The organism is Pelatocladus sp. (assembly GCF_059505505.1).
On sequence record NZ_JCACKS010000137.1, the window covers coordinates 1 to 22,829 of the forward strand.

Annotated in this window: 23 protein-coding genes; 20 read left to right on the forward strand and 3 right to left on the reverse strand. The window is 40.3% G+C overall.

Annotation, left to right across the window (positions count from 1 at the left end; all coding sequences use genetic code 11):
- Positions 1-784: 784 nt before the first annotated feature.
- Both AC5JMK_RS11795 and AC5JMK_RS11800 read left to right on the forward strand, forming a co-directional pair.
- On the forward strand, positions 785-934 hold the full coding sequence (locus AC5JMK_RS11795) for a hypothetical protein (protein ID WP_495910157.1): 150 nt from the start codon (positions 785-787) through the stop codon (positions 932-934).
- Positions 935-974: 40 nt separating this feature from the next.
- Entirely contained in the window at positions 975-1,784 is an 810-nt protein-coding gene (locus AC5JMK_RS11800; RefSeq protein WP_096678788.1) for a creatininase family protein, read from the forward strand.
- 5 nt (positions 1,785-1,789) lie between these two features.
- Here the strand turns inward: AC5JMK_RS11800 and AC5JMK_RS11805 are convergent, their stop codons facing one another.
- A complete protein-coding gene (locus AC5JMK_RS11805) occupies positions 1,790-2,716 on the reverse strand; it encodes a LysR family transcriptional regulator (protein ID WP_495910158.1) in 927 nt (308 codons plus the stop codon).
- A 131-nt stretch (positions 2,717-2,847) separates the two neighbouring features.
- Between AC5JMK_RS11805 and AC5JMK_RS11810 the strand changes: the two genes are divergently transcribed.
- The 15 genes from AC5JMK_RS11810 (at position 2,848) to AC5JMK_RS11880 (ending at position 17,183) form a co-directional block, all read left to right on the forward strand.
- The gene (locus AC5JMK_RS11810; RefSeq protein WP_495910159.1) at positions 2,848-3,546 is read left to right on the forward strand and encodes a DsbA family oxidoreductase; all 699 of its coding nucleotides are present in this window, start codon (positions 2,848-2,850) and stop codon (positions 3,544-3,546) included.
- Positions 3,547-3,555: 9 nt separating this feature from the next.
- Positions 3,556-4,737, forward strand: coding sequence for an FAD binding domain-containing protein (locus tag AC5JMK_RS11815; protein ID WP_096674864.1), 1,182 nt, complete (start codon positions 3,556-3,558; stop codon positions 4,735-4,737).
- Positions 4,738-4,752: 15 nt separating this feature from the next.
- On the forward strand, positions 4,753-6,006 hold the full coding sequence (locus tag AC5JMK_RS11820; RefSeq protein ID WP_096674866.1) for an NAD(P)/FAD-dependent oxidoreductase: 1,254 nt from the start codon (positions 4,753-4,755) through the stop codon (positions 6,004-6,006).
- A gap of 195 nt (positions 6,007-6,201) precedes the next feature.
- Complete coding sequence (locus AC5JMK_RS11825; protein ID WP_495910160.1) at positions 6,202-9,378, forward strand: cation-translocating P-type ATPase; 3,177 nt, start codon at positions 6,202-6,204, stop codon at positions 9,376-9,378.
- A gap of 262 nt (positions 9,379-9,640) precedes the next feature.
- A complete protein-coding gene (metK, locus tag AC5JMK_RS11830; protein WP_495910161.1) occupies positions 9,641-10,843 on the forward strand; it encodes a methionine adenosyltransferase in 1,203 nt (400 codons plus the stop codon).
- A 268-nt stretch (positions 10,844-11,111) separates the two neighbouring features.
- A complete protein-coding gene (locus tag AC5JMK_RS11835; RefSeq protein WP_495910162.1) occupies positions 11,112-11,363 on the forward strand; it encodes an RNA recognition motif domain-containing protein in 252 nt (83 codons plus the stop codon).
- Between the two features lie 197 nt (positions 11,364-11,560).
- Entirely contained in the window at positions 11,561-11,776 is a 216-nt protein-coding gene (locus AC5JMK_RS11840; protein ID WP_096674875.1) for an eL43 family ribosomal protein, read from the forward strand.
- Between the two features lie 184 nt (positions 11,777-11,960).
- Positions 11,961-12,230 (forward strand): RNA recognition motif domain-containing protein, encoded by a 270-nt coding sequence (locus AC5JMK_RS11845; RefSeq protein WP_096674877.1) that lies wholly within the window; start codon positions 11,961-11,963, stop codon positions 12,228-12,230.
- 171 nt (positions 12,231-12,401) lie between these two features.
- Positions 12,402-12,590 (forward strand): hypothetical protein, encoded by a 189-nt coding sequence (locus tag AC5JMK_RS11850; protein ID WP_096674879.1) that lies wholly within the window; start codon positions 12,402-12,404, stop codon positions 12,588-12,590.
- A gap of 170 nt (positions 12,591-12,760) precedes the next feature.
- Entirely contained in the window at positions 12,761-12,964 is a 204-nt protein-coding gene (locus tag AC5JMK_RS11855; RefSeq protein WP_096674881.1) for a bromodomain-containing protein, read from the forward strand.
- A gap of 646 nt (positions 12,965-13,610) precedes the next feature.
- Entirely contained in the window at positions 13,611-14,324 is a 714-nt protein-coding gene (locus AC5JMK_RS11860; protein WP_495910163.1) for a hypothetical protein, read from the forward strand.
- A 2-nt stretch (positions 14,325-14,326) separates the two neighbouring features.
- Positions 14,327-15,019: a hypothetical protein gene (locus tag AC5JMK_RS11865; RefSeq protein WP_096674883.1), complete on the forward strand. Its 693-nt coding sequence runs from the start codon at positions 14,327-14,329 to the stop codon at positions 15,017-15,019.
- Positions 15,020-15,023: 4 nt separating this feature from the next.
- A complete protein-coding gene (locus AC5JMK_RS11870) occupies positions 15,024-15,434 on the forward strand; it encodes a hypothetical protein (RefSeq protein WP_495910164.1) in 411 nt (136 codons plus the stop codon).
- Positions 15,435-15,465: 31 nt separating this feature from the next.
- Complete coding sequence (locus AC5JMK_RS11875; RefSeq protein WP_495910174.1) at positions 15,466-16,653, forward strand: pyridoxal phosphate-dependent aminotransferase; 1,188 nt, start codon at positions 15,466-15,468, stop codon at positions 16,651-16,653.
- 89 nt (positions 16,654-16,742) lie between these two features.
- On the forward strand, positions 16,743-17,183 hold the full coding sequence (locus AC5JMK_RS11880; protein ID WP_495910165.1) for a secondary thiamine-phosphate synthase enzyme YjbQ: 441 nt from the start codon (positions 16,743-16,745) through the stop codon (positions 17,181-17,183).
- 71 nt (positions 17,184-17,254) lie between these two features.
- Here AC5JMK_RS11880 and AC5JMK_RS11885 read toward each other — a convergent pair whose 3' ends face one another.
- Positions 17,255-18,238, reverse strand: coding sequence for an alpha/beta hydrolase family protein (locus tag AC5JMK_RS11885; RefSeq protein WP_495910166.1), 984 nt, complete (start codon positions 18,236-18,238; stop codon positions 17,255-17,257).
- Between the two features lie 61 nt (positions 18,239-18,299).
- Positions 18,300-18,977, reverse strand: a complete 678-nt coding sequence (locus AC5JMK_RS11890; RefSeq protein WP_096674888.1) for an SDR family oxidoreductase — start codon at positions 18,975-18,977, stop codon at positions 18,300-18,302.
- Positions 18,978-19,373: 396 nt separating this feature from the next.
- Here AC5JMK_RS11890 and AC5JMK_RS11895 point away from each other — a divergent pair, with 396 nt between their 5' ends.
- The 3 genes from AC5JMK_RS11895 to AC5JMK_RS11905 all read left to right on the forward strand — a co-directional run bounded on the left by AC5JMK_RS11895 (position 19,374) and on the right by AC5JMK_RS11905 (position 22,757).
- Entirely contained in the window at positions 19,374-19,688 is a 315-nt protein-coding gene (locus tag AC5JMK_RS11895; RefSeq protein WP_016860927.1) for a hypothetical protein, read from the forward strand.
- A 143-nt stretch (positions 19,689-19,831) separates the two neighbouring features.
- Positions 19,832-21,559 (forward strand): succinate dehydrogenase/fumarate reductase flavoprotein subunit, encoded by a 1,728-nt coding sequence (locus tag AC5JMK_RS11900; RefSeq protein ID WP_096674889.1) that lies wholly within the window; start codon positions 19,832-19,834, stop codon positions 21,557-21,559.
- An 853-nt stretch (positions 21,560-22,412) separates the two neighbouring features.
- Positions 22,413-22,757 (forward strand): DUF1815 family protein, encoded by a 345-nt coding sequence (locus tag AC5JMK_RS11905; RefSeq protein ID WP_096674890.1) that lies wholly within the window; start codon positions 22,413-22,415, stop codon positions 22,755-22,757.
- The last annotated feature ends 72 nt before the right edge of the window (positions 22,758-22,829 follow it).

Here is a 22,829-nt window from a genome sequence, read left to right on the forward strand (position 1 = left end):
CACGTTTGATACACTAGCATTTAGTGTACTCTATCTACCTGCAATCTGCTGTATTTAACCGAACCAGGAACTATGGTTCGCTATCGCAACGAGTCGCTGGTAATTATTAGAAAAGAAGAATCAAAAAACTGCCGTTTGGCTGAATTAGACTTACTATAGCGCTTCTGACTTGATTGCAATACAGTCGGAACCCCACCCCTTAATCCCCTGGATTAAGGGGTGGGGTGCGTATTGGACACAACCGAGAACTGCTATAGTTGTTTCACCTGGGGTTCAGTTTACTGATGTGGTAATTTCTAAATATGGTAAGTGTTTCCATTGGGTAGGGTCGTAGACTACCTTCACCCCTAACGGGGACGAAAACTCTTCATCTACGCGGTTTTTTAATTGTGATTTGCGATCGCTTAGCGGCTGCTTTGCAGCATCGCTTTCTTGTTTGTTGTGAATGGGTTCTCGTTAATAAGCAACGTTGAAACGTATTCAACAAACGCTTTAATGTTCTCTATGGATGAAAGAAGGTTAATAAGCAACGTTGAAACGTATTCAACAAACGCTTTGATGTTCTCTATGGATGAAAGAAGGTTAATAAGCAACGTTGAAACGTATTCAACAAACGCTTTGATGTTCTCTATGGATGAAAGAAGGTTAATAAGCAACGTTGAAACGTATTCAACAAACGCTTTGATGTTCTCTCATGGCACGAAAGCTGGGAATACAATTGTTTTGAATGCGTGACTTTTGACGTTTTTTGGTAGAATTGTTTTGGTTAACTTCACCCCTATTGGTGTCTGATAAGCCTCTGCCCAGTGGCACTACAATCATTGCTTGGCAAGTAGGAAATCTCCAAGCTTTAGAAGAATTTGAAATACAAATGATAAATGACCAATTACTATTGTATAAACGCGTAGACGCTCGTAAGAGCGGCTTCTCGTAAGAGTATAATCGCGTCTGTACCAATGACAATTGACCAATTTATGTTAAATTCTTTCATTCCCCCATCCAGATTTTTTCCCTATCTTACTTGGCAAGATATTGAAAACATGCCAGATAAACAAAATGTCGTCATAATTCAACCCATTGGTGCAATTGAACAACATGGTTTGCACTTACCATTAATTGTCGATTCCGCAATTAGTATAGCCGTTTTAGGCAAAGCATTATCTAAATTAGATGCTGATATTCCAGCCTACGCCTTACCTAATATTTATTACGGTAAATCAAACGAACATTGGCATTTTCCCGGTACTATTACTCTAACTTCTCAAACACTAATTGCTTTATTAATGGAAGTTTGTGAGAGTATTTATCGAGCAGGTTTTCGGAAATTAGTATTGATGAATTCTCATGGTGGACAACCACAAATTATAGAACTAGTTGCCAGAGATTTACATATTAAATATGATGACTTTTGTATCTTTCCTCTATTTACTTGGCGAGTACCAAATATAGCCAAAGAATTGCTGACACCTAAAGAACTAGAGTTAGGAATTCACGCCGGAGATGCAGAAACTTCCTTGATGCTGGCAATTTTGCCCGAACAAGTAAAAATGGCAAATGCAGTTACTGAGTATCCGCAAAATCTACCTACAGATAGCGTTCTGAGTATGGAAGGAAAGCTACCCTTTGCTTGGGCAACAAAAGACTTATCTCAAAGTGGCGTACTAGGAGATCCAACCACAGCAACAAAAGAAAAAGGCGATCGCATCTGGGAATCATTAGCCGATGGTTGGGTACAAACCATCAAAGATATCTACAAATTTCAACAACCAAACACAACAACATAAGCAGATTACTTAGATTTCCAATAAGGCAGATCACCAAATTTTTGGAGCAAGAAATCAATAAACGTTTTGACTCGAAGTGAATATCTACGATTCGGCAAGTAAAGCGCGTAAATGCCCGTATCCATCTCCGTTTGGGGATGCACTTGGAAATCAGTTAGCATCGCTTGCAAGCGCCCGGCTCGAATATCTTCACTAATCAACCAAGTTGGCATCAGGATCACACCTGCACCGTCTAAACATGCTTGACGCAATATTTCCGAATTGTTTGCCACTAGAGAACCACTAACTTTCACCTCACAAATTTCTGTGTCTCGCTGGAACCGCCAGATGTTGTAGTTGGTGAAATAGGCAAATAACAAACAATTGTGGTGAGCTAAGTCATTTGGGTGTTGAGGTTTACCATGCTGTTGGAAATAATTTGGACTAGCACAAACCAGACGAGAATAGGAAACAAGTTTGCGGACAATTAGATTAGCATGGGAGCGATCAAGGTTGCCAATGCGAATTACGACGTCTAGCTCTTCTTCCACTAGGTTTGATAATCCATCACTCAGATGTAAATCTAATTTAACTTCTGGATACTGAATCAGAAAAGTACTGACAATTGGCGCGATATGGAGCCGTCCAAATGCTACTGGCATCCCAACTTTTAACACACCCCGTGGTGTGTCTTCTCCTTCCATTACACAAAGATTTGCTTCCTCCACATCTTGCAAAATACGCACTATTCTGTTGTAGTAATTACGACCTTGTGGTGTGAGCGTGATGCTACGGGTTGAGCGGTTAAGTAACTGAGTGTTTAACATGGCTTCGAGTGAGTTCACTTGGCGAGTGACTGAAGAAACTGCCAATTCTAATTGACGCGCAGCTTCCGAGAATCCACCCATCTCCACTACCTTCACAAAGGCACGCATCGCTGCAAATTGATCCATGGATATGGAATATCCTTTACTTTTGCAAAATATGCAAAGGTGCTTGGCGTTGTAGCTATATTAACATTTCTTATGAATGAAGTTATGGTTTAACTATGGCAATCAAGGTGTAATCCAAAAAGAAGAAAACCATGACTTTAATAGTTGAAATAACTTCAGATTTTATCTGCCCTTGGTGTTTGGTTGCAGACGCACGACTCAATCAAGCGATTGTGATATTCACACGCAACGCGATGGTGCAAAGCACCCGCCTTACGGCGATCGCACAACTCAATTCTCAGGTTGAAGTTCAACGCATTTGGTATCCGTTTGAGTTAAATCCTGATCTGCCAAAAGCAGGTATCGATCGCAAAACCTACCGTACCAAAAAGTTTGGCAGTTGGGAATACTCGCAAATATTAGATACAAAAACGATAGAGGCAACTCAAGCAGATGGAATTAACTTTCGCTATGACTTAATGCAGGTAACACCCAATACTTTCAACGCCCATCGCTTAACCTGGTTCGCTAGTAAGAACGACAAAGCAACCAAGATGGCTGAACGGATTTTGAAAGCCTACTTTACCGAAGGACAGAATATTGGCGATATTGAAACCTTAGCCAATCTTGCAGCTGAAATTGACATCGATGCTAATACGGCAAAAACATTCCTTTTGTCAGATGCGGGGATTGAGGAAGTTAGAGAACTCGAAAGACAAGCAAAAGCCAGAGATGTCCGCAGCGTGCCAACTATTCGCATTGGTCAAGAAATTCTAGTCGGCGCACAATCGATAGATGATTATTTAGTGGCTTTGCAAAATGCTGTGAATGAATTAGAAGCTGCATATTAGGAGGGGATTATGAAACCCACAGGCAACCATGCCATCATCATCGGCGGCTCATTAGGTGGTTTGTTTGCCGGCCTCATGCTCCGATCAATCGGTTGGGACGTTGATATTTATGAACGCTCTGCTCACACACTCGACAGTCGCGGCGGTGGTATTGTCCTACAACCTGATGTTATTGAAGCATTTCAAAGAGCAGGTGTTAGCCATAAAGCATCACTGGGTGTAGTGGCACACGAAAGATATTACTTGAACCCCGATGGCAGCATTGCTCAACGGATGCCGATGCGTCAAACTTTGACTTCCTGGAATTTGCTCTACAGTTCTATGCGTCGGCATTTTCCATCCCAACATTATCACCAAGGAAAACTCCTGACCAATATTCAGCAAAATGGTGAACAAGTCATGGCAATATTTGCTGATGGTACTCGTAAAATCGGTGATTTGTTGATTGGCGCAGATGGGCCAAACTCTACCGTGCGTCAGCTGTTTCTACCAGATGCTCATTATGATTATGCTGGATACGTTGCTTATCGCGGTTTAGTCAACGAAGCTGATCTAGAGCAAGACGCTGCGGCTTTGTTTACAGAGCGATTTGTATTTTACCAATTTCCCAATTCTCACATTCTCCAATATGTCATCCCAGGAGAAAATGAATCTCTCGTACCCGGAGAACGCCGCTTTAACTGGGTTTGGTATGTCAATTATAACGAATTGACAGAATTACCACGTATTTTGACAGACAAAGAAGGTAGACACCGTGACTATTCCATCCCACCAAGAATGTTAGCCTCGTCGGTTGAGGAGCAAATGCGAGTCTATGCGGATACAGTGCTAGCTCCACCATTTCGGAAACTAGTTGCAGCAACTCAAGAACCATTTGTGCAAGCAATTCTGGATCTGGGGATTCCTCAAATGAGCTTTGAAAGAGTGGCGCTGGTTGGGGATGCTGCTTTCATTCCCCGTCCCCATACAGCAGCAAGCACATCTAAAGCTGCGGCGAATGCGATCGCTCTGGCCGATGCTCTGATTGAACATGAACACGATGTTCCTAAAGCCTTAAAGGCTTGGGAATCTGCTCAACTTGCCTATGGCTTACATCTACTCAAACACGGTCAAACGCTAGGCGATCGCTCTCAATTTAGCTACGGCGTCGGTCGATTTGGCGAGAACACCACCTCTGTTCAACAAGTTTAGGAAAAAGACAAGACTATGTACCAAAAAAAAGTGCGGCTTTATGGTCAACCCAACTCCGCAGAAGCTTATGCAATTCGTGATTTTCTCAACCGCAGCGTTGTGGAATTCGACTGGATTGAACTCACTTGTGATCAAGACTGCGATCGAGAACTCGGTCTTCCATCTCTCAACGATATTCGGCTACCAGTGGTTGAGTTCCCAGATGGAACACAAACCTTTGCTCCGACTATTCGAGAAATTGCCCAGCGTTTGGGATGGGTGACACAACCACGCTTCCAAGAATATGATCTGTCTATTTATGGTGCTGGGCCTGCTGGACTCAGTGCTGCTGTGTACGCCGCATCGGAGGGATTACGGACTGTCCTCATCGAGCGCCATGCAGTTGGGGGACAGGCTGGAACTAGCTCCTTAATTGAGAATTATATGGGATTTCCTGAAGGAATCAGTGGTGCAGAATTGGCAGAGCGCGCCCGTCAGCAAGCGGTTAAATTCGGTGTTGAGTTATTGCTGATCCAAGAAGGGATCAAAGCCGAATTTAAAAATAATCGCATCTACGTAGACATGGCTGATGGTAGCAAAATGATTGCACGGGCAAACATTTGTGCAACGGGCGTAGAGTATCGGCGGCTTGGTCTCCCCAACGAAGATCGCTATCTTAATGTTGGATTATTTTATGGTGCGGGAGTTAGCGAAGCGCCCATGTGTCAAGATGAAGACGTGTTTGTAGTGGGTGGTGGTAACTCAGCTGGTCAAGCGGTGATGCATTTCTCTCGATATGCAAAAAAAGTAACTATGCTGGTTCGCGGTGATAGTCTAGCGGCTACGTTGTCGCAGTACCTCATTCATCGCATCACTAACACTAGCAACATTGAAGTCCTCTATCAGACTCAAGTCACAGGTTTAGATGGCGATCGCACACTGCGTCAAATTGAACTGACCAACTGTCGTGATCGTTCGGTTCAAAAAATCGACACTCATCGGTTATTTGTTTGTATTGGTGGGATGCCTAATACAGAATGGGCAAAAGATACAAGTATTATACGTGATAATGCTGGCTACATAGTAACTGGACCAGACTTACTTAAACAAGGTCGTCCGCCCGAATGTTGGACACTTGAGCGTGATCCCTTCTTTCTTGAAAGCAGCGTACCGGGTTCCTTTGCGGCGGGTGATGTCCGACATGGTTCAATTAAGAGGGTTGCATCAGCCGTGGGTGAAGGTGCAATGGCTGTGACTTTTGTACATCGGTATTTAGCAGAGACAGCTTGAGATATCTTCTGAGAATATTGAGATTAATCTTTGTTTACAAAATAAATGTCGTAAGATAGCACTTTCTAGCTTAATTGAGTTCCATAATCAATAAAGTTAGTTAAATTTTTTGCATTAAACCTAGGTTAAGACTAGAATAAACATTACAATAGTAAATTCTAAGTGAAGTAGTTTTTCTCACAACTGAATGAAGAAATGAACAATCACTGCAACATCTCCCGTCGCAGTCGGGCTGCTTTCGTGCGTGCATTGCATACTGCTGTGAAGGGGAGGGCTAGGTATAAGATCAATGGCTTGCAAGGCTCGGAAGCTTTCAAGAAATACCTAGAGTTGAGGTTGTCAGAGGTGCAGGGGATTACACAAGTAAGTGCCAATCCCTCCACTGGCAATGTTCTGGTACTCTACCAACCAGGACAGACTGTTTTAGCGCTTGCTGCACAGATTGAACACCTGGTTATAGAGTATACCAAACAAAGTCAGCACTCTATAGTCAAGGCAACAAAAAAAATCAACCGATTTCCGAAAAAGGCAAAAAAACCTGCAAGCAACAAAAAATCCCATCAGCTGACAGCTAATACTCATCAACAAGAAATAGCTACTTGGCATCTTAAAGAAACTGATGCAGTCATTACGGAGTTAAAAACTTCCCAAGAATCAGGATTAACTACCAACAAAGCCCAACAAAAGCTGAAACAATACGGTCCAAATGCTTTACCGGAAGCACATCCCCGCTCCGGGTTAAGTATGTTTATTGATCAGTTTAAATCTTTACCCGTAGGACTTTTAGCTGTAGCGGCTGGTGTTTCAGTTGCTACCGGGGGTTTGGTTGATGCTGTGGTAATTATGGGGGTGGTAGTGATCAATGCTGCCATTGGTTACGCCACAGAAAGCAATTCGGAAAAGGTGATTCGTTCGCTGAAGAATCTAGTTAATCCCACAGCGTTTGTACTTCGCGATCGCAACATTCAAGAAATTAGCGCTCAAGAAATCGTCATCGGGGATATTCTGATTCTCAAACCCGGTAGTTATGTACCAGCAGATGCGAGACTCTTAGAAGCACGTCGCCTCAGTATAGATGAATCGGCGCTGACTGGTGAGAGTATGCCCGCGAGCAAATATGCTCAGACTCTAGTTGGTGAAAATATTGCCTTGGGCGATCGCACCAACATGGTTTACATGGGAACCCTAGTTACTGGTGGACAAGGAACAGCAGTAGTAGTTGCCACTGGTAAATACACTGAAATGGGCAATATCCAAATGATGGTTAGTGAGGCCACATTGCCCGAAACCCCGATGGAAAAACAGTTAGACCGAGCCGGAAGCCAGCTAGTTATGGTATCGGGCGCAGTTTGTGCCTTATTCTTTGGTATCGGCATCCTGCGCGGGAATAGTTTGCTGCAAATGCTCAAATCATCGATTTCTCTAGCAGTAGCAGCAGTTCCCGAAGGTTTACCCACAGTCGCGACTACAACTCTGGCTTTGGGGATCGCTAACATGAGGAAACACAACGTCCTCATTCGGCGTTTGGATGCGGTAGAAACCCTTGGTTCTGTCCAGACAATCTGCATGGATAAAACCGGAACGATCACCGCCAACCGGATGACAGTTGTAGAACTGTGTACAGATAATAAGTGTATCCAAGCATCTGCTGACGAATTGCTTTTCGGCAAAGAAGCAGTTAATCCCTATGAAAACGAACAGCTCTTAAAGCTGATTCATGTCTTAACGCTGTGCAACGAAAGTGAAGTTGAAAAAGAAGGTGATGAGTACACCGTCAGAGGTTCTGCGACTGAAAATGCTCTGATCGATGTTGCGATTAAAGGAGGAGTCAATGTCCCCAATCTGCGAGCAAATTATCCGCGACTGAAGATCAATCACCGTTCCCAAGAACGCAATTACATGGCGACACTCCACACTACCCCAGACGAACAGCAAAAGCTGATTGCAGTTAAAGGTAGTCCGTCAGAAGTTCTCAGTCTATGTAGTTGGCAAATCAAGAACGGCGAAAAAGTTCCCCTCACCGAAGCAGACAAACAAGTCATTGAAAACGACAACGATGATATGGCTGGTAAAGCACTGCGGGTATTGGGAGTTGCTTATCAACTTGATGAAACCGAAAAGATCCATACTCGCGATTTAATCTGGTTGGGATTAGTCGGTATGATCGACCCGATCAGAAATGGCGTCCAAGATTTGATGGGAGGTTTCCATCAAGCGGGGATCGATACAGTGATGATTACTGGCGATCAAAGTCCAACAGCTTACGCCATTGGCAAAGAACTGAATCTGAGCAAAGGCGAACAACTGCAAATTCTCGATTCCACTCACCTCAACAACCTCGAGCCAGAGGTAATGAAAGGACTCTTGCATCGCGTCCATGTTTTCGCCAGAATCAGCCCTGCAAATAAATTGCAAGTTGTGCAAGCATTGCAAAGTAGCGGTAAAGTAGTTGCAATGACAGGCGATGGCATTAATGACGCCCCAGCGTTGAAAGCTGCTGATGTCGGGATCGCCATGGGACATACTGGTACAGATGTTGCTCGTGAAGTTGCAGATGTTATCTTGGAAGACGATAATCTGGAAACGATGATTATTGCTGTTAGCCACGGACGGACAATCTACAACAACATCCGCAAATCTGTCCACTACCTGCTGTCTACCAACGCCAGCGAAATCATGGTGATGTTAGCAGCAACTACAGCTGGTATTGGTCATCCCCTGACAGCTATACAACTATTGTGGGTGAACTTGGTATCAGACATCTTCCCAGCTTTAGCCCTGGCAATGGAAGCACCAGAACCAGATGTATTGCTCACACCACCCCGCGATCCCAAGGAACCAATCATTAGAAGTTCAGACTTTGGTAGAATCTTGGTGGAATCGGCAGCATTATCTGCCAGCACCTTAGCAGCCTACTGGTATGGTATCACTCGTTATGGTTTCGGCCCCCAAGCCAGCACCATCGGCTTTATGAGTTTGACTATTGCTCAACTGTTGCATACTTATACCTGTCGTTCCCAGACTCACACAATCTTCAGCAAGGAAAAACTACCACCTAACAAATACTTAAATATAGCCATAGGTAGTTCCTTAGCTCTCCAAATCCTAGCCGCGATCGTACCCGGACTCAAAGGTCTGCTGCAAATCTCGCCGATCAACCTTGTTGATACTGCGGTAATCGGTAGTAGTGCTGTATTGCCATTCCTGTTCAATGAAGGTAGAAAGGAAATAGCGACTAGATATTTGCGAGGAGATCACAATTCCCCACGTCTGCTTCCTAGTAGTAAAAATGACTCTGCTACTAGCCCTGTATTAGAAGCAGCAGAACAACAAGAAGTTGAGTTACAAACTGTTGCTGTTGTTGTCTGTTAGTGGATATTGAATAAAGTCAAAGAATTTTCTTAAGTTATTGATTTGTGATTTGTGAGAATCACAAAGCCCAGATCCCCGACTTCGCAGGAGTTGTCGGGGATCTTGTCTATCACGAAGGGATTACAGCAATAACTTTTAAGATTTACAACTCCTATTTAGACAGGACTTACACAACTGGCATATTATTTTAAGTTCGTAGTAAGGACTTTAGTCCTTATTTTGAGGACTAAAGTCCTTATTACAAACAAAACATTAAATTTTTATGAAAAAAGACTTCATGTTTAGCTCGGAATCCGTGACTGAAGGACACCCGGATAAACTTTGTGATCAAATTAGCGATGCAATTGTTGATAAATTCCTGCAAAAAGATCCTTATTCTCATGTCATTGCAGAATGTGCAGTTGCAACGGCGATAGTATTTATTGCTGCTAGATTTGAATCGGATGCAATTGTAGATTTTACGAAAATTGCTCGCAAAGTAATTGAGCAAGTTGGTTATGATGAACCTGACTTTAATGCGAAAACTTGTAGTATTGTCACTAGTGTTAAAGAATTGCAATCTAGCAGCTATCGTTATTGGGACGCAAAGAAATTATCAGATGATGAAATTGAGTTAATTCCAGCTACAGATCAGGTGACAGTATTTGGTTTTGCTTGTAAGCAAACTCCTGCTTTGATACCACTTCCGATATGGTTGGCGCACCAATTAGCTAGGCGACTAACTAATGTACGACACGAGAAAATACTTCCTTACATTGCACCGGATGGTAAAACTCAAGTCGGGATTGAATATCGCGATCGCAAACCCTACAGAATCCACAGTATCTCAATTCTGGCTAGTAAAAAGCCTAGTTCTACATCAAATATTGCTGATGAAAATACACTCCAGCAAGAAGTTAAAGAGATCGTCATTGATCATGTCTTTGCAAAAGCAGAATATCAGCCTGACGATAAGACGAGAATATTTATTGACTTTGATCAACCTTTTGCGATTGGCGGCCCGTCTGTACATTCGGGGTTAACTGGTAGAAAGAATGCGATCGATACCTACGGAGAATATTCTCGCCACAGTGGTGCTGCTTTAAGTGGTAAAGATCCCACCCGAATAGATAGGGTTGGTGCTTATGCTGCACGTTATGCGGCGAAAAATGTTGTCGCAGCAGGTTTGGCTGAAGAATGTGAAGTGCAGCTAACTTACTCAATGGGATTAGCTAGACCTGTCAGCATTCAGGTAGAAACCTTTGGTACAGGCAAAATTTCCGATGAAGAAATTACGGTACTGTTGGAAAAGAATTTTGATTTTCGCTTGGCGGGAATTATCAAGAAATTTAATTTGCGGTTGTTGAGTGCGATCGCTAAAGGCGGATTTTATCGCAAACTAGCCGTCTATGGTCATGTTGGTAGGATGGATCTGGAAAATGTGCCGTGGGAAGAGACAGATATAGTTACGGCTTTACTAGGATGAAATCCTTAAATATGTTGTGATCTAGGTGGTTAACTGCATACATTGTAGGTAGTTCACACCACCAAATCTGCCTTGACCTGTGTGTCTACACTTACTCTGTATAAGAATTGTAGAGGTTAAATAGCAGAGATTTACATACATGTTATTTTTGCATGATGTTATGATTAGATTATCGAGAATTATTTTCGGCTATGTGAATGAAATTTATATCTAAACAAACGCCTCTCCGAATCTAAATCTCTATATTTTTTGATTCAGGAGATTTTTTATGTCAATTTATGTTAGTAATCTATCTGATGAAATTGAAGAAAATGACCTCAAACGAATTTTTTCTGAATATGGATATGTTAATAAAATTCAAATATCTCTGAACCAAAAAACTGGTGAGAAGAGGGGATTTGCGGTTGTTGAAATGGCTACAGGCACTGAGGAAGCAGAAGCAATTCGAGCTTTGAGAGGTATTGAGTTGATGGGATATAGCCTCAAAGTTAATAGAGCCATGACTGAGTACAGTATTTGAGAAATGTGTATGGAGTGACTAGAGAATTAATTATTTATAAAATAATTTGTTCTATTAAAAAAACAAAAAAACTGGCAATCAATGATATATAAAATTAACATTTTAACATTCAAGAATAATTGCGAAATAAATTACAAATTACTATCGTTATCTATGGTGAAAACCTCATCTGATTTCACCCAAATTTAGGATTAAAAATGAAACTTTTATTCAATAGGTCGAGTCAAGCACTGACTCATTTTACAACTGATAACAGTCAAGCAAATACAGCCACATATATTTGGGAATCTATGCAGAGTAAGCATACTTGTCCCTGCTGTTCATATACTCTACTGTGTCATATACGTTTAGGAGGTATTTACTGGCGTTGTGGTCATTGTTATCAAGAAATGCCAGCCCTTAGCATAGGATAAATGAGATCTACATTCGTCTGTAAGTGAAACAGGTAAAAGGCTGAATGTAGAATCTCATAAGCGTAAATCAATATTCTATGTTAGGGTTAAAGCATCGAGAATTATTTTCGGCTATGTGATTGACCACAATTAGCATCTCTCCGAATCTAAATCTCTATACCTTAATTAGATATTGGAGATTCTTATGTCAATCTATGTCGGTAATCTCTCTGAAGAGGTTCAAGAAGATGACCTCAAACAGATATTTTCAGAATATGGATCTGTAATTAAAGTTCGCTTACCTACATGTCGGCAAAGTGGTGAGAGGAGAGGATTTGCTTTTGTAGAAATGAAAACAGACGCTGAAGAAGCAGCAGCAATTTACTCACTCTTAGACACTGAATTTATGGGTCGTAATCTCAGAGTTAATAAAGCTATTACGAAGGTAGACAAAAGATCATCGTCTCATGTGTAAGCTGTTTATTGCATTACGCTTGCGGAGCAATTAGTTTATCACTCAACTATCTAATCTGTATATTCTTATTGGGCATTAGTCACAGAATTTAGCGTAGCTTACTTGTCAACATGCAATAGCCCAATATGAAGATTTACACTCCGCATTTGCTTTAGAAAAAATGGTGAGCTTGTGGCAACAGTAAATTATAAACTAACAGGAAAATATCTCCCACCTCAGATATTTATTTTAGGAATATGTTTCGTTCCTGGAGTAACTGAAGTTAGCAGCGAACAGTTAACTGAAATACGGCAATTTATCAAGAATGATCGTTTGCTTCAGCATTATTTGGAGCAGAAAATTTTGGTTATCCAAGAGTGAATTTCTCACCCATTAAACTTGCTTCGCTTGAACCTAACCTGTTGCTGGCCATACTACAAAAGGTTTACCCCCATACCAGACATGGTGCAAGGAAAAACCCACTACTAGGAACGGTGGTCTTAGTAATCGATGAAATTAAACCTAAATAAAAGTTGAGGCATTGCTTGATCATGGGTTTTAAGTACAAATGGAAAAATGGCTCTGCGCCTTCCCGTGACAAGGCAGCACGCAGCAAGTATCTACTGGAAGAAGGGCAGTTTAACAACCAAAAAGACAGAAATCTAGCAGAACAAGAAGCTCGCAAACACTTGGGTGTACCAACGCGAATTCCAGACGATGATCGCTCTATACTGGGGTATTCACAAGACTGGTAACAATCACATAGCTAAATCGCTCCTCCAGAATGAGAGGACTGATGTTAGTCACACTACTAACCTTTTGATATAGATAAGGCAAGTGGCGTGACTAAATTTTTGTGTTGCGATCGCCCAGCTTTAAATAAGCTTCGCAAATATACTAGATACGGCAGAAAGGCACTTACTAAAAGTTTTACCTCCGCAGTCACCTTTCATGCACAAAAACCAACATAACTATGAACCTACTGATAATGACATATGATGGAGATTAATTGAACTATTTAATTGCACTTCTCGAATTCATGTAATGTAGCGATCGTATGTTTATATTGCAGTAATTGATTTTACGCATTTTTTGGTAAAATGGAAGACTCCGTAACACCTTTTTAAAATGTTAATTGACTTGCTGTTGTTTGTTAAAATACATTTTATTTTGTCAATGTTAGAGAATTAATTTAACGGGTACAGATGTTATAAGCAGTCTTTTACGAGCTTTGGTTAAGATGCTAGGCTATCAAAAGAAGCTTATATCTGGTTTAACATTTGAAGCTAAGTGTGGATATATGAAACAAACATTGGGTAAAGGTTTAATTAGGAAGGTAATACCATACTACTTGACTACTTGTCGTTCCAAACTTATGGTATAGGAGTTAAGTTATAAATTATGCTTAGTGCTACAGACCTCAATAAAGCTATTGCTCAGTTAGTAATTTTTACACCAGATGCGTCAGCTTTCTCAGCTCCACAAGCGTTGGCACTAATTTTAGGAAAATATTCTCATCTCTATAATGGTAACGTTCAGGCACTACCCTTGCCAGAAGAAATACCTCAAGAAGTTCCTAGAGTCATTCTTCAGAGTAAGGATGGAACTCATAGATTGGATTTATCACCTCTGCGGGTTACTTCTTATTGGATGCGATCTGCTGAAACGTTAGTAGAACCTGAAGACATACTTAGTACTTCAATAGAAGTATTAGAGCATTATGTCGAAGGTATGGAAGCTCAAGTTGGTCGTTTAGCATTAGTGTTGACATGGATATATAAAGCAGAAAATCCCGCTAAATTAATTGTTGAGAGATTTTGTAAACCAGAGTTACAAACTACTATTTTTAATGAATCAGAAAACTTTGAGATTCATAATCATAAACACGTGAACTTGAAAAATTTTTCAGTTAATTCATGGATGCGTTGTAAGACTGGATTACTAATAATGAATAATGTTGAATCTAAAGGAGTTATAGTTGAACAAGATGTGAATACTCTTATTGAAGAAATACAACAGCACAGGTTTACATCTGAGGAAATAAAAACCTATTTTAAAATAGCAGCAGCAGAAGCTGAAGCCAACCTTCAAGTATATTTTCCTGAGGATATTTAGCTATGCTTGCAATCCATACACGAGAAGAACTGACTTCAAATAAGTCTGATAAAAATAATTTAGAGTTTTTAACAAAAGACGTAATTTCGTCTCTATTGTATCATTGTGATAAAAGTTACAAGATCATAAATATTCAATCTAATCGCCAAAATTCTACGGAAGTAGTATATAGATTGCCACTACAATATCAAGATGCTAATACTCTGAGACTACTTACAGACTATATTCATCAAATTAAAAATGAGATTCAGCAAACTAAAAGCCTAGACAAACCTCAGATTATTCGAGAAAAACCGATTAAATCAGTAGATACTCTTCTGAAAGAAAGTAGTGAATCTAATCTTCAAATCACTCAAAGCCGTCTAATTGAGCTTTTACAAGAAGACAATGAAGATGATGAGGGCTTTTTAAAGCCTACTCCTTATGCTTTTGATAAAGCATGGAAATTAATTGCTGATGCATCTCAATTTATGAGAAACTGCTTTCCTAAAGCATGGGTTTCTACAAATGATGAGGGTGGTATTCGACTTACATGGAGTCGATTAGAAAAAGAAGCAGAGGTTCGTTTAATCTGTGGTTCTGAACCAAACAAACCAACCTACCTTTACCACGAAAAGGGTGAAAAATACGGTGTTGTGAATGATGTATCAGGCTTAAGTTTAGCAGGTTGGCTACAGTGGCTAGATAAGGTGTGAATGAATGAATGAACAATCTGCCTCTGGTAGGCCAAAGTCAGAACCTTTGCCTTGTAGCGCTATTGTTTATCGAGCATTACTTAAAAAGAGATGGCTGAATCAAGATATAGGAAGAGTAGAAGCTGGCGCTTATTTGCTGCGTGAAAAAGAAAAAAATAGAGGACTTTCTGTTAACATTGCTGCAATTTGCTCACCTCAGAAATGCGCTGGAAAGTTCGACAAGTGTTTTGGAGTAGCTAGTCTCCATGTTGGACGAATTCGTGAACTTGGCCTAGATGTGGTAGCTGATAAATATGATCATGCCTATATTAAAGGTTTGCCATACAAGGATGATAATTTAGCTGAAGCTGAACGACTTGCTGGTTTGTTAGCCAAACAATCACGAATTGTTTGGCTAGATACTACCTTATACTAAGTTTTAGTTCTAACTTATTTTTGTAATCTTGATTAAGGAGCGAGCTATTTATAAAAATTTTACCTCTCGTATGGAGGCGGTGCAGTCGCCTATTATTCCTGTAGTTGGCGAATTAATTAACAACAATCCCGGAACAATTTCCTTGGGACAAGGTGTAGTTGCTTACGCGCCACCACCAGAAGCCATTGAATTTTTAGCAAAATTTTTAGCTGAACCAACTAATCATCTCTATAAAGCTGTAGAAGGAATTCCCCCATTATTAACAGTAATTGCAGCAAAACTACAAACTTTTAATAGTATCAAAATCAATACAAATAATAGTATTGTTGTGACTGCTGGTAGCAACATGGGATTTATAAACGCCATTCTTGCTATTACTAATATAGGGGATGAAATTATTCTGAATACTCCCTACTATTTCAATCATGAAATGGCAATTACTATGGCGGGTTGTCATCCAGTATTAGTAGAAACCGATGAAAATTATCAACTACGTCCCGATGCGATCGCCCAAGCCATCACCTCAAAAACAAAAGCTGTAGTAACTATTTCTCCTAATAATCCAACTGGGGTTGTATATAGCCAAGCAGCCTTGCAAGAAGTAAATCAAATTTGTCGCGATCACGGTATCTACCACATCAGCGATGAAGCCTATGAATACTTTACTTACAATGGAGTCAAACATATTTCCCCGGCTGCATTTCCTGATAGTAGTGAATATACTATTTCTTTGTATAGCCTTTCCAAAGCTTATGGTTTTGCTAGCTGGCGTATTGGTTATATGGTGATTCCTAAACATCTGCTTGTTGCTGTCAAAAAAGTCCAGGATACAAACTTGATTTGTCCGCCTGTGGTTTCCCAGTATGCAGCTTGGGGTGCTTTGCAGACAAAACCAGATTATTTGAAAAATCATATTCAAGCGATCACTCAAGTGCGAGAATTAGTAATTGATTCTCTCCAAAGTTTAGAAGAATTATGCAAAATTGCTCCTGCTGAGGGTGCTTTTTATTTTTTTCTCAAAGTTAATACCGAAATAGATTCTTTTGAATTAGTTAAAAGATTAATTCAAGAACATCAAATTGCTGTCATCCCTGGCACTACTTTTGGTATGAATAATGGATGTTACCTACGTGTTGCTTATGGTGCATTGCAAAAAGAGACGGTCAAACAAGGGATAGAAAGATTAGTTAGGGGTTTGAAAAAGATTGTTAACTCTTAAAATGTACATTTTAAGAGTTAAGCTAATGTGAGTCAAAATTATACTTTAAATAATATTGCTGTAAATCTAAGTTTTCCAATATTTCACAAATGCCAATTATTAACAAATTCATTGAAGTAGAAACTACTCTGGGAATTAATATTCATAATATAACTCCTCAAATTGAAGCGTTGATTTATTCCACATTAATTCAGAATGGTCAAGTCTTAATATTTTCTCGTCATACGACAACTGCTTTAGCTATTAATGAATATGAAGAAAGATTATTAGCAGATATCAAAGTATTTTTACAAAAAATAGCACCAGAATCAGACAGCTACTTACATAATGATTTGCATCTGAGAAAAAACATTCCACCAGATGAACCAATGAATGCTCATTCTCATCTGATGGCAACGATGCTGAATAATAGTGAACTCATCCCTATTGTTGATGGAAAATTAGGATTGGGAACTTATCAGTCAGTTTTATTCTTTGAATTAGATGGTCCGCGTAAAAGAACCGTATTCTGTCAAGTATCTGGAGATTAGATACCAATCTAGATTTAAATTTTTACTCAAGAAAATATGCAGAAAAGTATTAGAATTATCAAGTGACTTAACTATTTAGTTTGCCATGATTGAATCAAAGGATTGGAATCATTCAATAATCGATTCAATTCATGGAATGCTTTTGTTTGATGACGAACATGGGCATCAATAAATAAACCAATTATATCCGCCGTTAATAACCGCAATGCTTCTGGAGTTTGAGTAGTTGAAAAGTCAATAAATGCTCTACCTGTGGTGAAGTCGAAAGGATCAGCAATGATAAAATGATTTGCTCCCTCTAGAAACACCAAATAGCTATCATTTCGTCCTCCAGCAATTGCTTCTTGGAATGTACGCGTTATAGAAGTGGTTGCATCACCTGAAGTGATCCCATAGCGATCGCTACTATTTGCAATCACTCCATCACGAGTTCCACCAATTAATAACATCGGTAGAGAATCCGGTAAAGGCAAAATCGTACCTGGTTCGTATCCCATGATTGTCCCTCCCATAGAATGGCCAGCATAAGCAAAAGATGCTGCTACTTGTGGGAAAAAAACAGGATTAGCATTTTCGATCGCCACTCTCCCACCTGCTGAGTGTCCACCTAAAATCACTCGTTCTAAGTCAAGCATCCCAGCTAGGATTCCCTCTGCTTGCAACTGTTCGAGTTTCGCTAACAGTGTCGGTAAAGCAGAACTAGTAGGAACAGTACCATAAATTCCAGGTTTACACGTAGTGATATCCACTCCTGGAGTCATGTTTACTACTCCAGGAAAATCTTCTGCAACCCAGTTAAATGTAAGCACCACCAGTCCACGTTCAACCAGTTTCACTGCTAACCATTGATATATGTGGGCTTCACAGTTAAACCCGTTAAAAAAAATCACCACTGGAAAGGGGGCTTTTTGGCGATCGGCAGGTACAATTCCCAGGTTATTTTCTGTATGTCTACCTGACATTTGTGCTGGATACAAGATTTTGAGATAAATCGTATCGTAAGGAGGCTTAACAGTTTCGACTTTTGCTGTTTGAAAAAACGCACGAACAGTCATGTCACATAGTATCTTACGTTACTAATATCAAATCTTAACTGCCAAGCAGAACTTTCTCAAATCAATCCAGATTAAATTTTTCAAACTCTGGTTGTCCAAACAACATATTGGCATCTATTGCTGACAAAACTTTATTATTAGCAACATCAGAATTTAAACAACGGCAAACTAATAGTCCCACATCTGCGCGATTAATCATACCAGCAATACCTGGATTTTCGGTTAGAACTCCATTCCCAGTTGCAGATTCAGACTGCAATCCTCCAGGGCGAATAATAGTATAATTAAGCCCACTGGCAATTAAATGTTGTTCGGCTTTTTCCTTATCAATTAAAACAGGCTGTAATGCTTCTAATATTTGTGGAGATAAAGCTACAACACTATTGCCACTGCCAATAGAAGTTACCAAAATAAACTTTTTGACTCTTGCTTTGACCCCCACATCAATGAGATTTTTATTACCTATATAATCTGCTCTGCTGTTATCTTTTGCTAGACCACCAATAGTTGTGATCACAGCATCAATGGGTTCATCTGTGAGCATTGCACGTTCGACATCCTCGACATTCATCGCATCTCCCAGAACCACTTTTATTCCCAGTGCTTCTAGTTCATGACGAGTTGCATCAGTTCTTAAGAGTGCTTTGACTTTAAATTTTTGCGAGATCAAGCATTGGGCTATTTCTCGACCCACGCCTCGACTTGCTCCAGCTAGAAAAATGGATGATACTGCTGTCATAGATATTGCTTACGAAATTTTTCAAGATTCAACAAATATTCACTATACCTTTGTTTGAGGGTCAAAGTACTCAAAATAGTAGTCTGCCAAATTAGAAATGATGCATAATTATTGATTACTCCATTCCCGATTCTTTTATTAAGAAGGAAGTAAATAAAGAAAATATAAATGAATTTAACATAAGTTCAAAGTAACCCTATTGATACTTAACACATAATTTCTTGGTCTGAGTAAAGATATATATCCAAAGACTGATTTAATTTGGCAATTACTTTCTCTGAAGGCAATATCAATTGTTAAGTCATATTACAATTGTTTCAAAAATATTTAGAAATTGTCGAAAACTCAAACCTGGTTCTAACGTAGAACCTAATGAAGATACTAGAGGCAAATAAAATGATAAATAACATTCAAAAGTATAGATTTGTCTGTACTCTTACCTTCGGTGATATTTACGGTCAAATCATTGTTTGGTTGATTACAATTACCATTAGTTTGGCATCAGCTTTAGCATTAATGGGTGCAAGACGACCAGTTTATGCATTAGCTGCGGTTGGGCTTGTTGTTTTGTTGTCTTTGCCTTTCTTGCTTTTTGCTTTTGTCACTACTTTGTTAAATCATATAGAATTGTCTCCTGTAGAACCAGGAACAAAAATGGAACCAATCTCTGGTAATGTTTCTCAGCAAAAACCTGTAGAAGCAACCAGTTAATAAATTTTAGAATTTAGTTTTTAGATTTAAGTCTGGATATTGGACATAAATTCCCTGTCGATTGGCGGGGAATTTTTTTGCAGATGCAATTAATAGCGTTCTTAAAATGGAAAAGTGGCTTTTTTTACAGTTGGGGACTAATGATGCTGGAACATGATGTAATTATTATCGGTGGTGGCTTGGCGGGATGTCGCGCCGCAGTGGAAATAGCTAGAAAAAATCACAGTTTGAATGTTGCTGTGGTTGCTAAAACCCACCCAATTCGTTCTCACTCTGTCGCTGCTCAAGGTGGAATTGCAGCGACGCTCAAAAATGTTGACTCATCTGATACTTGGGAAGCTCACGCTTTTGATACAGTTAAGGGTTCTGACTACTTGGCAGATCAAGACGCAGTCGAAATTCTGACTCGTGAAGCACCCGATGTAGTGATTGATTTGGAACACATGGGCGTGTTGTTCTCCCGTTTGAGTGATGGACGTATTGCTCAACGGGCTTTTGGTGGACATTCCCACAATCGTACTTGCTACGCTGCCGATAAGACTGGTCATGCTATTTTGCATGAACTGGTAAATAATTTGCGGCGTTATGGTGTGCAAGTTTATCAAGAGTGGTATGTGATGCGCCTGATTTTGGAAGAAAATCAGGCCAAGGGAGTTGTAATGTATCACATCTTAGATGGGCATGTTGAGGTGATCCGCGCCAAAGCAATCATGTTTGCCACTGGTGGTTATGGGCGGGTATATAACACTACTTCTAATGATTACGCTTCCACGGGCGATGGTTTAGCAATGACAGCACTTGCTGGTTTGCCTTTAGAAGATATGGAATTTGTACAGTTTCATCCTACGGGGTTGTATCCAGTCGGGGTGTTAATCTCGGAGGCGGTGCGTGGTGAGGGGGCGTATTTGATCAACAGCGAGGGAGAACGGTTTATGGCTAGATATGCTCCCAGTCGCATGGAACTTGCTCCCCGTGATATTACCTCACGAGCGATCGCTTACGAAATTCGAGCTGGTCGTGGTATTCATCCTGATGGGAGTGCTGGTGGTTCCTTTGTTTATCTTGACTTGCGCCACATGGGTAAGGAAAAAATTATGAGTCGTATTCCTTTCTGTTGGGAAGAAGCTCATCGTTTAGTGGGTGTGGATGCGGTAACTCAACCTATGCCCGTACGTCCAACCATCCATTATTGTATGGGTGGTATCCCCGTTAACATCGATGGTCAAGTCCGTAGTAGCGGGGATCATTTTGTCGAAGGTTTTTTTGCTGCTGGTGAAACTGCTTGTGTTTCTGTGCATGGTGCTAACCGTCTTGGTAGTAATTCTTTACTAGAATGCGTAGTTTATGGACGCAGAACTGGAGCTGCGATCGCACAATACGTACAACATCGCAAGTTACCGGAGATCAACGAACAACGCTACCTCAGCGAAGCTAAACAACAAATTCAGGCTTTGCTGAATCAGTCAGGACAGTACCGAATTAACCAAATCCGTCAGACATTCCAGGACACAATGACTCAATTTTGTGGTGTCTTCCGCACCGCAGATTTAATGAGTGAAGGTTTACAAAAATTACAACAGTTGCAACAACAATACTCGCAGATATACTTAGATGACAAAGGTAGCTGTTGGAATACAGAAATTATTGAAGCTTTAGAACTACAAAGCTTAATGGTTGTCGGACAAATGATTCTAGCTTCAGCGATCAATCGCCAAGAAAGCCGTGGCGCTCATTTCCGTGAAGATTATTCCCAACGAGATGATCACAAATTCCTCAAACACACAATGGCTTATTATTCACCAGCAGGAATTGATATTCAGTATCGTCCAGTGACAATTACCATGTTTGAGCCACAAGAGAGGAAGTATTAAAAGGGATCGGGGAAAGGGGATTGGGGATCGGCGTATTGGGGATGGAGCATCGGGGATTAGTTTTTCTCCGCGTCTGGTGCGTCTCCCTGCTCCCTTGTCTCCCGTGTCCCCCTTGTCTCCCTTCCCCGATCCCCAATATAAAAAGTATCATTTGTGACGATTTAATAATGCTTTAATCTGAAAATACTGCCGAAATGGCAACATCATCTGGTAACGTTTTGTTATTGTCAGGGAATAAGTCAAACGAATTGAGTTTTATTTGAGATTGTGGATCAGTAAAGTTCAGAATACAAGCAAAAGTTTGTTAAAAGCATTACCCGTATATCAGCAATCTCAAGTCACCACGGTCATCTACTAAATTCTATGTATTCAGGAGCAACTAAGTAGATAAATCAATAGTTGGGTAATGCAAGATTACGCTGTTGGATAGCACACAAAGCTCATTGCGGACAGAAATCAACACAAATAAAAGCTAAATAGCGTAATAACCATTGCAGAACTCAATATTTCACTACAAATCGTCGATGAAGGTGCGATATGTGGTTTTTTAGTGCTTGACTTGTGCTAAATATGAGTTAATCTTAGAGCGGATCGTTTTAACTGATCATCTACCCTGACAGGAATGTATAAAGATAATATTTAATTTCACAATTCTGTCTGAAATTTGATGTTTGCAAATTGAATATTTTGATACGGCGACACAGGCCGTAATGTACTACCTTAAGCTAGGTATGTAACGACTTACAAGTTTTTTGTCTGGGAATTGTAATGGATAGTTTACAATACCAGGTGATGGGAAAATCTAAAGAAAATATAAAAGGGATCACACAACAGTGGTGTTAGGAGGAAATTAGTGTTTCTAAGACTAGCGCAACAACATCGGCAATTTGTTCAAGACCTAGTAATGAATCTGCAAGCTTTGGCCATTGTTCTAGAGCGACGTGGATATCCAGCGTCTTGTTACACTTGCGGCGACCAGATGAACAGTGCGTCATTTATGGTTAGCTTGGGAGAAAACCACCTGATTCGGTTTTTGGTATCTGATTACGGGATTACTTGGACAGAAATGCGTGATGATCGCGAACTCATGAAGTTAGAGGGTGCGGAAGCAGTTAACCAATTACAGGAACTAGCCAACATCATCAAAGTCCCTATCCAAGCTTCTGTAACCAATAAAACCTTGGCTAAACGTTACTAATAAAGACTGTCACTGCTCAGGTAGTACGGACAAAATCGTAATCGAAAAAAATGATATATAGGGAAGCAGGAG

Coding starts and splice junctions, on each gene's coding strand:
- AC5JMK_RS11855 (WP_096674881.1), top strand. CDS start 12,761: ATGGGTTTTAAGTACAAATGGAAAAATGGCTCTGCGCCTTCCCGTGAC.
- AC5JMK_RS11860 (WP_495910163.1), top strand. CDS start 13,611: ATGCTTAGTGCTACAGACCTCAATAAAGCTATTGCTCAGTTAGTAATT.
- AC5JMK_RS11835 (WP_495910162.1), top strand. CDS start 11,112: ATGTCAATTTATGTTAGTAATCTATCTGATGAAATTGAAGAAAATGAC.
- AC5JMK_RS11865 (WP_096674883.1), top strand. CDS start 14,327: ATGCTTGCAATCCATACACGAGAAGAACTGACTTCAAATAAGTCTGAT.
- AC5JMK_RS11880 (WP_495910165.1), top strand. CDS start 16,743: ATGCCAATTATTAACAAATTCATTGAAGTAGAAACTACTCTGGGAATT.
- AC5JMK_RS11895 (WP_016860927.1), top strand. CDS start 19,374: ATGATAAATAACATTCAAAAGTATAGATTTGTCTGTACTCTTACCTTC.
- AC5JMK_RS11845 (WP_096674877.1), top strand. CDS start 11,961: ATGTCAATCTATGTCGGTAATCTCTCTGAAGAGGTTCAAGAAGATGAC.
- AC5JMK_RS11815 (WP_096674864.1), top strand. CDS start 3,556: ATGAAACCCACAGGCAACCATGCCATCATCATCGGCGGCTCATTAGGT.
- AC5JMK_RS11825 (WP_495910160.1), top strand. CDS start 6,202: ATGAACAATCACTGCAACATCTCCCGTCGCAGTCGGGCTGCTTTCGTG.
- AC5JMK_RS11890 (WP_096674888.1), bottom strand. CDS start 18,977: ATGACAGCAGTATCATCCATTTTTCTAGCTGGAGCAAGTCGAGGCGTG.
- AC5JMK_RS11885 (WP_495910166.1), bottom strand. CDS start 18,238: ATGACTGTTCGTGCGTTTTTTCAAACAGCAAAAGTCGAAACTGTTAAG.
- AC5JMK_RS11900 (WP_096674889.1), top strand. CDS start 19,832: ATGCTGGAACATGATGTAATTATTATCGGTGGTGGCTTGGCGGGATGT.
- metK (WP_495910161.1), top strand. CDS start 9,641: ATGAAAAAAGACTTCATGTTTAGCTCGGAATCCGTGACTGAAGGACAC.
- AC5JMK_RS11820 (WP_096674866.1), top strand. CDS start 4,753: ATGTACCAAAAAAAAGTGCGGCTTTATGGTCAACCCAACTCCGCAGAA.
- AC5JMK_RS11840 (WP_096674875.1), top strand. CDS start 11,561: ATGAAACTTTTATTCAATAGGTCGAGTCAAGCACTGACTCATTTTACA.
- AC5JMK_RS11800 (WP_096678788.1), top strand. CDS start 975: ATGTTAAATTCTTTCATTCCCCCATCCAGATTTTTTCCCTATCTTACT.
- AC5JMK_RS11870 (WP_495910164.1), top strand. CDS start 15,024: ATGAATGAACAATCTGCCTCTGGTAGGCCAAAGTCAGAACCTTTGCCT.
- AC5JMK_RS11810 (WP_495910159.1), top strand. CDS start 2,848: ATGACTTTAATAGTTGAAATAACTTCAGATTTTATCTGCCCTTGGTGT.
- AC5JMK_RS11805 (WP_495910158.1), bottom strand. CDS start 2,716: ATGGATCAATTTGCAGCGATGCGTGCCTTTGTGAAGGTAGTGGAGATG.